This window comes from Pantoea sp. SGAir0184 (assembly GCF_043544755.1).
Genome location: NZ_CP028050.1, coordinates 973,682 through 988,461, shown reverse-complemented (window position 1 = coordinate 988,461; position 14,780 = coordinate 973,682). Strand labels below are relative to the sequence as shown.

The 14,780-nt window shown below is 59.6% G+C and carries 10 protein-coding genes; 1 reads left to right on the top strand and 9 read right to left on the bottom strand.

All coding sequences use genetic code 11. From position 1 onward, the window contains the following. Window positions 1–141: 141 nt before the first annotated feature. From mazG to rlmD, 3 genes are all read right to left on the bottom strand, one after another. Window positions 142–924 carry a nucleoside triphosphate pyrophosphohydrolase gene (gene mazG / locus C1N60_RS04430; protein ID WP_125310165.1) on the bottom strand — a complete coding sequence of 261 codons (783 nt, stop codon included), beginning with the start codon at window positions 922–924 and terminating at the stop codon, window positions 142–144. Window positions 925–1,033: 109 nt separating this feature from the next. Beyond that, complete coding sequence (relA, locus tag C1N60_RS04425; protein WP_021507365.1) at window positions 1,034–3,268, bottom strand: GTP diphosphokinase; 2,235 nt, start codon at window positions 3,266–3,268, stop codon at window positions 1,034–1,036. A 32-nt stretch (window positions 3,269–3,300) separates the two neighbouring features. Next, window positions 3,301–4,617 (bottom strand): 23S rRNA (uracil(1939)-C(5))-methyltransferase RlmD, encoded by a 1,317-nt coding sequence (gene rlmD / locus C1N60_RS04420; RefSeq protein ID WP_394521446.1) that lies wholly within the window; start codon window positions 4,615–4,617, stop codon window positions 3,301–3,303. Between the two features lie 90 nt (window positions 4,618–4,707). On the opposite strand from rlmD, the gene barA reads away from it, so the two are divergent. Next, on the top strand, window positions 4,708–7,437 hold the full coding sequence (barA, locus tag C1N60_RS04415) for a two-component sensor histidine kinase BarA (protein ID WP_394521445.1): 2,730 nt from the start codon (window positions 4,708–4,710) through the stop codon (window positions 7,435–7,437). Window positions 7,438–7,609: 172 nt separating this feature from the next. Here the strand turns inward: barA and C1N60_RS04410 are convergent, their stop codons facing one another. The 6 genes from C1N60_RS04410 to C1N60_RS04385 all read right to left on the bottom strand — a co-directional run bounded on the left by C1N60_RS04410 (window position 7,610) and on the right by C1N60_RS04385 (window position 14,604). Further along, window positions 7,610–8,749 carry a glycerate kinase gene (locus C1N60_RS04410; RefSeq protein WP_058757043.1) on the bottom strand — a complete coding sequence of 380 codons (1,140 nt, stop codon included), beginning with the start codon at window positions 8,747–8,749 and terminating at the stop codon, window positions 7,610–7,612. A gap of 85 nt (window positions 8,750–8,834) precedes the next feature. Continuing rightward, complete coding sequence (garR, locus tag C1N60_RS04405; protein ID WP_058771604.1) at window positions 8,835–9,719, bottom strand: 2-hydroxy-3-oxopropionate reductase; 885 nt, start codon at window positions 9,717–9,719, stop codon at window positions 8,835–8,837. A 19-nt stretch (window positions 9,720–9,738) separates the two neighbouring features. Continuing rightward, window positions 9,739–10,506 (bottom strand): 2-dehydro-3-deoxyglucarate aldolase, encoded by a 768-nt coding sequence (gene garL, locus C1N60_RS04400; protein WP_021507370.1) that lies wholly within the window; start codon window positions 10,504–10,506, stop codon window positions 9,739–9,741. A gap of 52 nt (window positions 10,507–10,558) precedes the next feature. Beyond that, complete coding sequence (gene gudD / locus C1N60_RS04395) at window positions 10,559–11,890, bottom strand: glucarate dehydratase (protein WP_058757045.1); 1,332 nt, start codon at window positions 11,888–11,890, stop codon at window positions 10,559–10,561. A gap of 10 nt (window positions 11,891–11,900) precedes the next feature. Next, window positions 11,901–13,247, bottom strand: a complete 1,347-nt coding sequence (locus C1N60_RS04390; protein WP_104094368.1) for an enolase C-terminal domain-like protein — start codon at window positions 13,245–13,247, stop codon at window positions 11,901–11,903. Between the two features lie 10 nt (window positions 13,248–13,257). Next, a complete protein-coding gene (locus C1N60_RS04385) occupies window positions 13,258–14,604 on the bottom strand; it encodes an MFS transporter (protein ID WP_058771607.1) in 1,347 nt (448 codons plus the stop codon). Window positions 14,605–14,780: the final 176 nt, after the last annotated feature.

Below are 14,780 nucleotides of genomic sequence, written 5' to 3'. Positions count from 1 at the left end.
TGTAACATAGCGGAGAGTGCCGGGTGAAATGTTGACATACGTCACAAAGTTGCCGACTGGCTGAATCGAGTAAGCTCAGACGGTGATTTTATGCGCAGCGCTGGAATAATCACCAGCGCTGCGCAGAGAGGCTGAATAAGGTTATTCGCCGGCTTTGACCTGCTGCCAGGCGGCTTCCATCTGCGCCAGCGTAGCCTGTTCCATGCTCAGCCCCTGGGCCTGAATGATATTCTCTACCTGACGGAAGCGGCGCTCGAACTTGTCGTTGGCCTTTTGCAGCGCGGTTTCCGCTTTGCTGCCGAGATGGCGTGACAGATTGACGGTGGCGAACAGCAGATCGCCAATCTCCTCTTCCAGCTTGTCGCTGTCCACCACGGCCTGCTGCGCTTCATGCATTACTTCGTCGATCTCTTCATGCACTTTATCCAGCACCGGCCCGAGGCTGTCCCAGTCGAAGCCTACGCTGTGACAGCGCTTCTGGATTTTATAGGCGCGCATCAGCGCCGGCAGCGCTTTAGGGATATCGTCCAGCACCGAGTGCTGCGACTTCTCCGCACGCTCGCGCTGCTTGATCGCCTCCCAGTTTTTCAGCACTTCGGCCGTGGAATCGACCTGGACTTCACCGAAGATGTGCGGATGGCGACGCTCCAGTTTGTCACTGATGGCGTTGCAGATGTCATCGAAGTTGAAACGCTGCTGCTCCTCGGCCATGCGGGCGTAAAACACCACCTGAAACAGCAGATCGCCCAGTTCGCCGCGCAGATCGTCAAAGTCTTCGCGCTGGATGGCGTCGATAACTTCATAGGTCTCTTCCAGCGTATAAGGCGCGATAGAGGCGAAGGTCTGCTGGCGATCCCACGGGCAGCCGCGCACCGGATCGCGCAGGGTTTGCATGATGGTGAGCAGGCGGTTTAAAGCAGTCATGAAAGTCCCCGGAACAACAAGATAAAAAGCCGCCATTAATGGCGACCCTGCAGGGTAATTACGCGGTTTTGCCCGGGTGCGCATTGCTGCGCACCGGTCTCAGCAGGGCTTAATGTAAGCGGCGCGCATCGATAATATCCGGCACCTGATTAAGGCGCGCCAGCACGCGACCCAGCACCTGCTGGTTATAAATCTCGATATCCATATCGATGGTGGCGAGCTGCTTTTTGGTGTCGCTGCGGCTGGACACGCCCAGCACGTTGACCTTTTCATTGGCCAGAATGGTGGTGATGTCGCGCAGCAGCCCGCTGCGATCGTTGGCCGTCACGCGTACTACCAGCGAATAACCGCTGGAGTAACTTTCGCCCCACACCGCATCGACAATGCGTTCCGGCGCATGCGAAATCAGTTCGCTGAGCTGATCGCAGTCGGCGCGGTGAATCGAAATGCCGCGCCCCTGGGTAATAAACCCGACAATATCATCGCCCGGAATCGGCTGGCAGCAGCGCGCAATGTGGTGCAGCAGATTGCCGACACCCTCCACCACCACGCGGCCACTCTCTTTGCGCGCCGACGACGGCTGATGCGATTTCTGCGTCAGCTGACGCAGCGCCTCGCGATCTTCCTCTTCAGCGCTCGGCTTGTTGAGCTTCGCCTGCAGGAAGTTAACCATCTGGTTAAGACGGATATCCCCGCCGCCAATCATCGCCAGCAGCTCATCCTGCGAGCTGACGTTATAACGCGGCAGCAGCAGCTTCTCGGCTTCGCGCATGCTGATATCCAGCTGGCCCAGCTCGCTATCGAGAATCTGCCGGCCGGCCGCGATATTTTTGTCGCGATCCTGTTTACGGAACCAGGCATGAATCTTCGAGCGCCCGCGGCTGGTGGTGATATAGCCGAGGTTGGGGTTCAGCCAGTCGCGGCTCGGGTTCGGCTGCTTCTGGGTGATCACCTCAATCTGATCGCCCATCTGCAGCTGATAGGTAAAGGGCACGATACGGCCGCCGATTTTGGCACCGATGCAGCGATGACCAATATCACTGTGAATGTGGTAGGCAAAGTCGAGCGGCGTGGAACCGGCCGGCAAATCGACCACGTCGCCCTTCGGCGTAAACACGTAAACGCGGTCATCAAATACCTGGCTGCGCACCTCTTCCAGCATCTCGCCGGAATCCGCCATCTCTTCCTGCCAGGTAATCAGTTTACGCAGCCAGGCGATGCGCTCTTCGTGCCCTGCGGCACCGCGCGCGTTGCTGGCCGTCGGCCCTTCTTTGTACTTCCAGTGTGCCGCGACGCCCAGTTCAGCGTCCTCATGCATCTGGCGGGTACGGATCTGAATCTCGACCGTTTTGCCCTGCGGGCCCAGCACCACGGTATGAATCGACTGATAGCCGTTTGGCTTGGGATTGGCGACGTAATCGTCGAACTCGCTAGGCAGATGACGATACAGCGTGTGGACGGTGCCGAGCGCGCCGTAGCAGTCCTGCAGGCGTTCAGCGACGATGCGCACTGCGCGCACGTCGAACAGCTCATCAAACGCCAGCGACTTCTTCTGCATTTTGCGCCAGATGCTGTAGATATGCTTGGGACGGCCGTAAACTTCCGCACGCACGCCCTCTTTTTGCATCTCTTTACGCAGGTTATCGACGAAGTTATCAATGTATTGTTCACGATCGATGCGGCGTTCGTGCAGCAGTTTGGCGATGCGTTTGTATTCGTCAGGATGGAGATAGCGGAAGCAATAATCTTCCAGCTCCCATTTGAGCTGGCCGATCCCGAGACGGTTGGCCAGCGGCGCATAAATGTTGGTGCTCTCTTTCGCCGCCAGCACGCGCTCATCTTCTGGCGCATCTTTCATCTCGCGCAGATGGGCAATACGTTCTGCCAGCTTGATGACCACGCAGCGGAAATCTTCCACCATCGCCAGCAGCATGCGGCGCACGTTATCCACCTGCTCTGAGGCCATCGAGTCGTTGTGAATGGCTTTCAGCTGGCGGATGGCATCCATATCGCGCACGCCGTGCACCAGCGAGACGATGCTTTTGCCAAAGGCCTTCTCCAGATCCTCTTCGCTCACCACGCCCGCATTGGCCAGCGGGAACAGCAGCGCGGCGCGCAGACTGTCGATGTCCATACTGAGCATGGTGAGAATTTCCACCATCTCAATACCGCGCCACAGCAGCAGAGCCTGATCTGGATGGTCGTGCGTTTCGGCTTCACAGTAGCGCCATGTTTCCGCCAGTCGTTCGCAGGATTGCGGATTACTGATACTCAAGCTGGCGATCCACTGGTCAAGGGCAAATTCCCCGGCCGTATTTAAATGCGCACTTCTAACCGCAACCATATCCTCTCCTGCCACAGCGACTTAAACATCGCTTATGTTTTGCTAAACAGCACCATGGATTCGAGATGGCTGGTATGAGGGAACATATCCAGCATCGCGACCCTTTCCAGATGGTAGCCCGCCGACAGTAATGTCTGACTGTCGCGGGCAAGTGTTGTCGGGTTACAGGAAACATAGACCACGCGTTGCGGCGCAAGTTTAACGATATGCGACATCACGCCCGCGGCCCCGGCACGCGCCGGATCCAGTAACACCTTATTAAATCCCTGCGCCGCCCAGGGCTGGCGCGAGACATCTTCCTCTAAATTGTGCTGGAAGAAGCAGACATTTCTGAGATTGTTAAGCTGAGCATTATACTCTGCCTGGCGCACTAATGCTGCAACGCCCTCCACACCCACCGCATTTTGTACGAACTTTCCTAGCGGCAATGTGAAGTTGCCCATGCCGCAGAACAGATCGAGCACCCGATCGTCCGGCTGCAGATCCAGCCAGGCAATCGCCTGTGCCACCATCTGCTGATTCACGCCATCGTTGACCTGAATGAAATCCTGCGGGCTAAAGGTTAGCTGCAAATCAAACGAGCGGTAGTAAGGCTGCTCCGCGCCGAGCGCCTGCAGCGCGTCACTGCCGTCCGCCAGCCAGATCATCAGCCGGTGCTCATGCGAAAAACGTTCCAGTTTTGTCCGGTCCGCAGCGGAGAGCGCATCAAGATGGCGCAGCACCATTAGCGGACCGTTATCCGCCAGCACCAGTTCCACATGCCCCAACCGTTTCGCTGCGTGCAGGCTGCTGAGACAGTGGTGCAGCGGCTGCAGCAGCGCCTCAAGCTCGGGCACCAAAACGGGGCATTGCGTCACATCAATCAGATCGTTACTGGCCGCCTGACGGAAGCCCATCTGCAGGCGCTGCTGCTTCGGCAGCCACTGCAAACCGAGACGCGCGCGCCGGCGATAGCCCCAGGGCGCAGCGCTGATGATCTCATCCACCTGCACCGGCAGCGCCGCTTCCTGACTCAGCATGCGGCCCAGCGCCCGCGCTTTGCTCTCCTGCTGCAGCGCCACGGACACGTGCTGCTGCTGGCAGCCGCCGCACACGCCGAAATGGATGCAGCGCGGTTGCTGGCGCTGCGGGCTCGGTTGTGTAATCTTTTTGGCTTTGCCGCGCGCAAACTGACGCTTATCTTCGGTCAGGATCACCTCGGCCTGTTCGCCGGGCAGCGCGCCGCTGACAAACAGCGTTTTACCGTTATGGCGCGCCACGCCCTGACCGTAGGGATCGAGCTCGTCAATGGTGACGCTGAGACGTTGCTTCGTCGTCACGCGCTGTTTTGCGGAGTAAAATTGCGCCATAGTATTGTGAATTCTCAGTTTTCATTAGGTGTGCAGCCGTACGCGGTTTTTGCACAGGGATAAAATGCCAGGAGTCGCCAGGCCACAATTATGACCAAATACAGCCTGCGGGCGCGAATGATGATTCTGATACTGGCGCCGACGCTGATGATTGGCCTGCTGCTCAGTACCTTCTTCGTGGTGCACCGCTACAACGAACTGCAGCACCAGGTGCGCGATGCCGGCGCTAACATTATCGAACCGCTGGCGGTGTCGAGCGAGTACGGCATGACGTGGCATAATCGTGATGCGATTCGCGAGCTGGTCAGCCTGCTGCATCGCCGTCATTCCGATATTGTCCGTGCCATTACGGTTTTCGACAACAACAATCACATCTACGTCAGCTCCAATAACAACCAGAACCTCGCGCTGCTGCAAAAAGCCGATATTTCCACGCTGGCGGATGGCGTGTCGGTGGAGCGACACGGCAACCTGATGGTGCTGCGCACGCCGATTATCTCTGAACGCTATTCGGTGGACGAACTGCCGGGTGAAGACGCCAAGCCGGCAGGCAATCCGCTGGGTTATGTGGCGATTGAGCTGGATCTGCAGTCGGTGCGGCTGGAACAGTACAAAGAGGTGTTTGTCGCCACTCTGCTGCTGCTGTTTTGCCTGTGTATCGCCATGTTGTTTGCCTATCGACTGATGCGCGACGTCACCGGCCCGATTCGCAACATGGTTACCACCGTGGACCGCATCCGGCGCGGCCAGCTCGACAGCCGCGTGGATGGCTATATGCTGGGCGAGCTGAGCATCCTGAAAAACGGCATCAACGCCATGGCGATGTCACTCACCGCCTACCATGAAGAGATGCAGCAGAACATCGACCAGGCAACCTACGATCTGCGCGAAACGCTGGAGCAGCTGGAGATTCAGAACGTCGAGCTGGACCTGGCGAAAAAGCGCGCCCAGGAAGCGGCACGCATCAAGTCGGAGTTTCTCGCCAATATGTCGCACGAGCTGCGCACGCCGCTCAATGGCGTGATTGGCTTTACCCGCCAGATGCTGAAAACCGGGCTGAGCACCAACCAGCGTGATTACATGAGCACCATTGAGCGCTCGGCCAATAACCTGCTGAGCATCATTAACGACGTGCTCGATTTCTCCAAACTGGAAGCTGGTAAGCTGGTGCTGGAGTCGATCCCGTTCCCGCTGCGCGCCACGCTGGATGAAACGCTGGTGCTGCTGGCGCCGTCCGCGCATGAGAAAGGCCTCGAGATCACCGTGTGCCTGGAGAAACAGGTGCCGGATAATGTGATTGGCGATCCGCTGCGTCTGCAGCAAATTCTGATCAACCTGATTGGCAACGCCATCAAATTCACCGAGCGCGGCCACATTGATCTGCGCGTCGAGCTGCGTCATCTCAGCATCACACGGGCGGAACTGGAGATTCAGGTGCACGATACCGGCATCGGTATCTCTGAGCAGCAGCAGTCGCAGCTGTTCCAGGCATTTCGTCAGGCGGACGCCAGTATTTCGCGCCGTCACGGCGGTACCGGTCTTGGCCTGGTGATTACGCAGAAACTGGTACACGAAATGGGCGGTGAGATCGCCTTCCACAGCCGGCAGAATCAGGGCTCCACCTTCTGGGTACAAGTACATCTGGATCTCAATCCTAACGCACCGGCGATTCCACGCATGCTGGACGATCTGCACGCCACGCCGCTGGCTTATATCGAACCCCATCCGGCGGTGGCGAAAGCGGTTCAGGAGATGCTGAGCATTACGCCTCTGCAGGTGCAGCACTTTGCCAGCCTTGACGATCTGCCCGACGCCCACTTCCCGCTGCTGCTGATGGGGCTGCCGGTCAGCGATCCGCATCCGGCTACGCTGTCCGATGCGCTGATTGCCCGCCTGCGCGCACACGCCGACTCCGTGCTGCTGGCGCTGCCAAGCGAAATGATGCTGTTCGCTGACGATTTGCGCGCGCGCGGTATTGCCGGCTGCATTGCCAAACCGGTGTCGCTGACGCGATTGCTGCCGATGCTGCTCGATCTCAACATGCGTCATAGCGACGCCGCCCCGCGCGGCGTAAGACAGCCGCTGACGGTGATGGCGGTGGATGATAATCCGGCCAACCTGAAGCTGATCGGCGCATTGCTGGAGGAGCAGGTCCAGAACATCATTCTGTGCGACAACGCCAGTCAGGCGATTCATCAGGCGCGGCAGCAGCGGCTGGACGTGATTCTGATGGATATTCAAATGCCGGACATCGACGGCATTCGCGCCAGCGAGATCATCCGCAGCCTGCCACAGCACGCCAGCACGCCGATTGTCGCGGTCACGGCGCATGCGCTGGATGGCGAACGCGAGCAGCTGATCGCCGCCGGCATGAATGATTATCTCGCCAAGCCGATTGATGAGGACAAGCTGAAGCAGCTGCTGCAGCGCTATGCGCCGGGCAGCGTGGCGAGCGCGGTGCGACAACCGGCGATCGCGCCCTCACTCGACTGGGCGCTTGCGCTGCGCCAGGCGGCGAATAAAGCCGAGCTGGCGCGCGATCTGCTGCAGATGCTGCTGGATTTTCTGCCGGAAGTGGAGCAGCACGTGGCGCAGTGTATGGCGCAGAATGACGTCGATGGGCTGCGCGAGATTATTCATAAGCTGCACGGCAGCGCCAGCTACAGCGGCGTGCCGCGGCTGAAACAGCTGTGTCAGCAGCTGGAGAAGAGTCTGCATCAGGAGAGCGATATCGCAGCGCTGGAACCAGAGCTGCTGGAGCTGAGCGACGAGATGGCGAATGTGGCGCGCGAAGCGCGTCAGGTGCTGGGCGTGGTGTAGTGAGGGTTGTGGGGTGTGCGCTGGGCCCTCACCCCAGCCCTCTCCCGCACGCGGGAGAGGGGGCTGATGGTGCAAGGATTTGGATTTCGCGCTGTTCCTCTGGATCGCGCCGGACGGTTCCCTCTCCCGCCGGGAGAGGGTTAGGGTGAGGGGAAAACCGCACCGCCTCCCCCTACAACCCCTGCCCCACCTTGATCGTGGCAGCGACGTTCCTTGCCGTCAGGCGGACATTCTGCGCGGCATTGGCCAGCGCCTCTTCCAGCGAACAGATACCCGACAGCACGCTGTACACCGCGTCGATACCGTGCTGATGCACCACACCGACATCCGCCGTCAGGCTGCCGGCAATACCAATCACCGGCTTATTAAACTGCTTCGCCACCTGCGCCACGCCAACCGGCACTTTGCCGTTGACTGACTGACTGTCGATGCGCCCTTCACCGGTAATCACCAGATCGGCATCCTGCACCTGCTGCGCCAGTCCCAGCGCTTCGGTGACAATCTCAATGCCGCGCCGCAGTTCCGCGTGGCAAAACGCATGCAGCGCTGCGCCCATGCCGCCGGCTGCACCACCGCCGGCGATGTGCAGCACATCAATATCCAGATCGCGCTGAATAATCGCGGCGTAATGGCCGAGCGCGGCATCCAGCTGCTGCACCAGCTGCGGCGTGGCCCCTTTCTGCGGGCCAAAAATCGCTGACGCACCCTCTTCGCCAATCAGCGGATTGGTCACGTCGCACGCCACTTCAATGCGGCACTGCAGCAGGCGCGGATCCAGATCGGCGATCTCAATCTTCGCCAGCTGCGGCAGTGCCCCGCCGCCGTAGCCAATCCCGCTGCCGTCGCTGTCCAGCAGCCGGGCACCGAGCGCCTGCACCATGCCGGCGCCGCCGTCGTTGGTGGCGCTGCCGCCGATGCCGATGATGATGTGATCGACGCCGCGATCCAGCGCATTTTTGATCAGTTCACCGGTACCGTAAGAGGTGGTGATCAGCGGATCGCGCTGTGCCGCAGGCACCAGCTCCAGCCCGCTGGCCGCCGCCATCTCAATAAAGGCGGTACGCGCATCACCGGATAATCCGTAAAACGCGTCGACCGGCTCGCCGAGCGGCCCGGTCACCGTCAGTCTGACGATGTTGCCCTGGGTTGCCGCCACCATTGCTTCAACCGTGCCTTCTCCGCCGTCGGCGACCGGTATTTTGACATAGTCAGCGGCGGGGAAAATTTCGCGAAATCCCGCTTCTATCGCGGTAGCCACTTCCAGGGCGGACAAACTCTCTTTGTATGAATCCGGTGCGATGACAATTTTCATAGGCAATCCGAGCGCGGTAGGTGACGGAAATCCGTCTGGCTAAGGCAGTACAGCGTCCGGCATCCGCAGACACCGGACGCGGGCACTACCGGGTGATCTCAACTTTGGCTAATTTTTCATAATAGCAAGCCAGCGCGCTATGATCGGACGTACCCTGCCCGTCGACTTTTAGCGCCTGCATCATCTCCATCACCGCTGCGGTCAGCGGCAGATGTGCGCCAATGCCGTGTGAGGTATCAAGCGCATTAGCTAAATCCTTGATATGCAAATCGATACGGAAGCCAGGCTTAAAGTTGCGATCCAGCACCATGGGCGCTTTGGCATCCAGCACGGTGCTGCCCGCCAGACCGCCGCGAATCGCCTGGTAAACCAGTTCCGGATTGACGCCGGCTTTGGTGGCCAGCGACAGCGCCTCTGACATCGCGGCAATGTTGAGCGCCACAATCACCTGGTTGGCCAGTTTAGTGACGTTGCCCGCGCCGATATCACCGGTGTGCACCACCGAACCGGCCATCGCCTTAAGAACATCGTAGCACTGATCAAACAGCGCTTTATCGCCGCCGACCATCACCGACAGCGTGCCTTCAATTGCTTTTGGCTCACCGCCGCTCACCGGCGCATCCAGCATCCGGATGCCTTTTTCTGCCAGCGCATCATGCACTTCGCGGCTGGCCAGCGGCGCGATGGAGCTCATGTCGATCACCACCAGTCCCGGCTTCGCCCCTTCGATGATGCCGTTCTCGCCCAGACACACCTCTTTCACCTGCGGTGAGTTCGGCACCATGGTGATCACCACGTCTACCTGCGCGGCCAGCTCTTTGGGCGTTTTCGCCACGGTGGCACCCAGCTCCACCAGTTCGGCTTCGTTGCTGGCGTTGTGGTCGCGCACCACCAGGGTGTAACCGGCTTTCACCAGGTTTTTACTCATCGGTTTGCCCATGATGCCGAGGCCGATAAATCCAATTTTCATTGCCTTTCCCCTTCGTCAGTTACTGCTTAAATTTGTCGCACAGCGCCTGCGTGGCGTGGCGGAAAACACCCAAATCGCTGCCAACGGCAACAAAGCTGGCACCCCATTCGAGATAACGGCGTGCGTCAGCCTCCACCGGCGCCAGAATCCCGCTCGGCTTACCGGCGGCTTTGGCGCGCTCAAGGATGTAACGGATCACTTTCAGCACTTCCGGATGCGCCGGCTGGCCGAGATAGCCCAGCGCCGCTGACAGATCGCCCGGGCCGACAAAGATGCCGTCTACACCGTCAACCGCCGCAATGGCGTCAATGTTGTCCACCGCCTGCTGGGTTTCGATTTGCACCAGCACGGTGATGTTGTCATTGATGGTGGCGTTGTAGTCCGCCAGCGTGCCGTACATGTTGCTACGATGCGAAACTGACACGCCGCGTATACCGGCTGGCGGATAGCGGGTCGATGCCACCGCGCGCGCCGCCTCTTCTGCGGTTTCCACAAACGGAATCAGGAAGTTATAGAAGCCAATATCCAGCAGACGCTTGATGATGATCGGCTCATTGCACGGCGGTCGCACCACCGGCGCGCTCGGGCTGCCTTTCAGCGCCATCAGCTGCGGAATAAAGGTGGTGATGTCGTTCGGCGCGTGTTCGCCGTCCAGCACCAGCCAGTCAAAGCCCGCCAGCCCCAGCACTTCCGTGGTGAGAGGATTGGCAAGGGCGCACCAGCTGCCAATCAGGGTTTCCCCTGCCAGCAAACGACGACGAAAAGGGTTGGGCCAGGCATTGCTCATGATCTCTACTCCTGTTATTTAGCACCGCCGCCCGCGGGCGCGCGGAATAAAATCAGCGCACCAGGCACGGACGCTTGTTATCAAATGTCCAGTTCGGCACGAGGAACTGCATCGCCTGCGCATCGTCGCGCGCGCCCAGTCCATGCTGCTGATACAGCGCATGGGCCTGCATCACCTGATCCATGTCCAGTTCGACGCCAAGGCCCGGCTTCTGCGGCACCTGCACCATGCCACCCTTGATCTGCAACGGCTCTTTGGTCAGGCGCTGGTTCCCCTCCTGCCAGATCCAGTGGGTGTCGATGGCGGTAATGGCGCCCGGTGCGGCGGCGGCCACATGGGTGAACATCGCCAGCGAAACATCGAAATGGTTGTTGGAGTGCGAACCCCAGGTCAGGCCGAAGTCGTGACACATCTGCGCCACGCGCACCGAGCCCTGCATGGTCCAGAAATGCGGATCGGCCAGTGGAATATCGACCGACTGCAGCGACAGCGTGTGGCCCATCTGGCGCCAGTCGGTGGCGATCATATTGGTGGCGGTAGGCAGACCGGTGGCGCGCCGGAACTCGGCCATCACTTCACGTCCGGAGTAACCCTGTTCAGCGCCGCACGGATCTTCTGCATAAGCCAGCACGCCTTTCAGCTGTTTACCGAGCAGGATGGCCTCATTCAGCGACCAGGCCCCGTTGGGATCGAGCGTCACGCGCGCCTGCGGGAAACGCTTCGCCAGTGCGGTTACTGCTTCGGCCTCTTCACCGCCGCGCAGTACGCCGCCTTTCAGTTTGAAATCGTTAAAGCCATATTTTTCGTAGGCGGCTTCTGCCAGGCGCACCACCGCGTCCGGCGTCAGCGCTTCCTCATGCCGCAGGCGATACCAGTCGCACGGATCATCGGTCTGGCTCTGATACGGCAGTGACGTTTTGCGGCGATCGCCGACGTAAAACAGGTAGCCGAGCATCTCGACGCGGTCACGCTGCTGTCCTTCGCCCAGCAGCGACGCCACGTTGACGCCAAGATGCTGGCCGAGCAGATCCAGCAGCGCCGCTTCGATGCCGGTCACCACGTGAATGGTGGTGCGCAGGTCAAAGGTCTGATTGCCGCGCCCGCTGGCATCGCGATCGGCAAAGGTAGTGCGCACCAGGGTAAGGATATTTTTGTACTCGCCGACGGTTTTTCCGGTCACCAGCGCCGCCGCGTCTTCCAGCGTCTGACGGATTTTCTCGCCGCCGGGGATCTCGCCCACGCCCGTGTGGCCGGCGTTATCTTTCACAATCACGATATTGCGGGTAAAAAACGGCGCGTGGGCACCGCTCAGATTCAGCAGCATGCTGTCGTAACCGGCCACCGGAATGACCTGCATTGAAGTAATTTTCGGGGTGTGACTCATTTCCTGCTCCTTATGCATGGCGGCGTCCAAAAGCCGGACGCTTGCGGTCGAACGACCATCCGGGAACCAGATATTGCATTGCCGTGGCGTCATTACGTGCGCCTGCCGGCAGCGATTGATACAGGGCGTTAGCCTGGCGCAGGCGATCCCAGTCCAGCTCAACGCCGAGGCCGGGCTTGTCCGGCACGGCAATTTTGCCGTTGCGGATCTGCAGCGGCTCTTTAGTCAGACGCTGGTCGCCCTCCTGCCAAATCCAGTGGGTATCGATGGCGGTCGGTTTACCCGGTGCCGCTGCGCCGACGTGGGTAAACATCGCCAGCGAAATGTCGAAGTGATTATTGGAGTGGCAGCCCCAGGTCAGCCCCCACTCATCACACAGCTGCGCCACGCGTACCGCGCCGCTCAGCGTCCAGAAGTGCGGGTCGGCCAGCGGAATATCGACCGCGTTGAGCATCACCGCGTGGTTCATCTCCCGCCAGTTGGTGGCGATCATATTGGTGGCGACCGGCAGACCGGTGGCGCGGCGAAACTCGGCCATGACTTCGCGCCCGGAATATCCCTGCTCGGCACCGCACGGATCTTCGGCATAGGTCAGCACCTCGTGCAGGCCTTTGCACAGCGCGATGGCTTCATCCAGATGCCAGGCACCGTTGGGATCGACGGTGATGCGCGCGTCCGGGAAACGCTGCTTCAGTGCCACCGCCGAGGCAATCTCCTGCTCGCCCGGCAGCACGCCGCCTTTCAGTTTGAAATCTTTGAAGCCGTACCTGTCCTGCGCCGCTTCGGCTAAGCGCACCACCGCGTCTGGCGTCAGCGCCTCCTGATGGCGCAGGTGATACCAGTCGTGACCGGCCGCGTCGCCGCTCTGATACGGCAAATCAGTTTTACGCCGATCGCCAATGTAAAACAGGTAGCCCAGCACCGTGACCTCATCGCGCTGCTGACCCGGCCCCAGCAGTTCGGCCACTGGCACGCCGAGGCACTGGCCGAGCAGGTCGAGCAGCGCCGCTTCCAGCGCCGCCACCGCATTGACCCGCAGCTCAAACGTCCAGGCGCCGTTGCCGAAGGTATCGAAATCCGCCGACTGGTTACCTTTGTGCACCTGCTGCACCAGCCGGTTCATGCGCGCCACCTGCTGCCCTTTCACCTGCGGTATTGCCGCGACCAGCGTCTCATAGATGGTTTCACCGCCCGGCGCTTCGCCGACGCCGGTGTGGCCGGCGCTGTCGGTCAGCACCACGATATTGCGGGTGAAGCAGGCGCTGTGCGCGCCGCCGATGTTGAGCAGCATGCTGTCGTAACCCGCCACCGGAACCACCTGCATGTCGGTAATCACCGGGGAACTTTGCGTATTCATATTCGGTTCCTTATGACCGGGGTTTGAGTTCGACACGTTTGATATCGCCGGTTATCACCAGGAAGCTGAACGCCGCCACAAACGCATGGATGCCGACATAAATCAGCGCCCCTTCAAACGAACCGCTGGTGGCGATGATGTAACCAATGGCAATCGGCGTGACGATGCCAGAGAAGTTACCGAACATATTGAACAGACCGCCGCTCAGGCCGCTGATCTCTTTGGGTGCGGTATCGGCCATCACCGCCCAGCCCAGCGCGCCAATGCCTTTACCAAAGAACGCCAGCGCCATAAACAGCACCACCACCCATTCGGTTTCGGTGTAGTTACACATCACCATGCTGATGGAGAGCAGCATACCGATGACAATCGGGGTTTTACGCGCGATGTTCAGCGAGCCGGTTTTACGCATCAGATAATCTGAAATCACGCCGCCCAGCACGCCGCCGAGGAAGCCGCAGATGGCGGGAATCGAGGCGATCATGCCGGCTTTAAGAATCGACATGCCGCGCGCCTGCACCAGATACACCGGGAACCAGGTAATAAAGAAGTAGGTCAGGGCATTAACGCAGTACTGACCGAGATAGATCCCCCACATCATGCGGGTGGAGAGCAGTTGCTTAATTTGGAACCATTTCTCATCCCAGCTCACTTTACGCTCGGCTTTCTTCGCATCCATGTTGATCAGCGCACCGCCCTGCTCCATGTACTCCAGCTCGGCTTTGTTCACGCCAGGGTGATCGTTCGGGTCATGAATCACTTTCAGCCAGATAAAGCTGAGAATGATGCCCAGCCCGCCCATGAACCAGAACACGTGCGCCCAGCCCACCTCGGCCACCAGCCAGCCCATGATTGGTGCGAAAATCACCGTGGCGAAGTACTGGGCGGAGTTAAAGATGGCGACGGCGGTACCGCGCTCCTGCGCCGGGAACCAGGCAGCAACAATACGGCTGTTACCCGGGAAAGATGGCGCTTCCGCCAGTCCCACCATGAAGCGCAGCAGGAACAGCGACACCACAATGCCGAAGCCGCTAAAGATGTCGACGAAGCCCTGCAACAGGGTAAACAGCGACCACAGGAAGATGCTCCAGAAATAGACGCGTTTGGAGCCGAAGCGGTCCAGCAGCCAGCCGCCAGGAATCTGACCGATAACGTACGCCCACGAGAAGGCGGAGAAGATGTAGCCGAGGCCGACGGAATCGAGACCGATCTCCTTCGACATCGCCGAACCGGCAATCGAAATGGTGGCCCGGTCACCGTAGTTGAACGAGGTGACGATAAATAACATCACCACAATCCAGTAACGGGCGTTGGTGCGCTTCTGCACCGCTGCCGCTGTCTGGCTGTAACTATTCATGATGCACTCCTGAAATATAGCGAACGCTACATTCACTCTGACTGCATACACATCGCGTTGGGTATCAGAATGATGTTGGGTTAAACACGGCGATTGTTGTTATGGCAAAACGATGATGCGTCGTGACGAATAACCAAACGTTGAAGAACGGCAATCAGTATAGGAACAGCATCGCC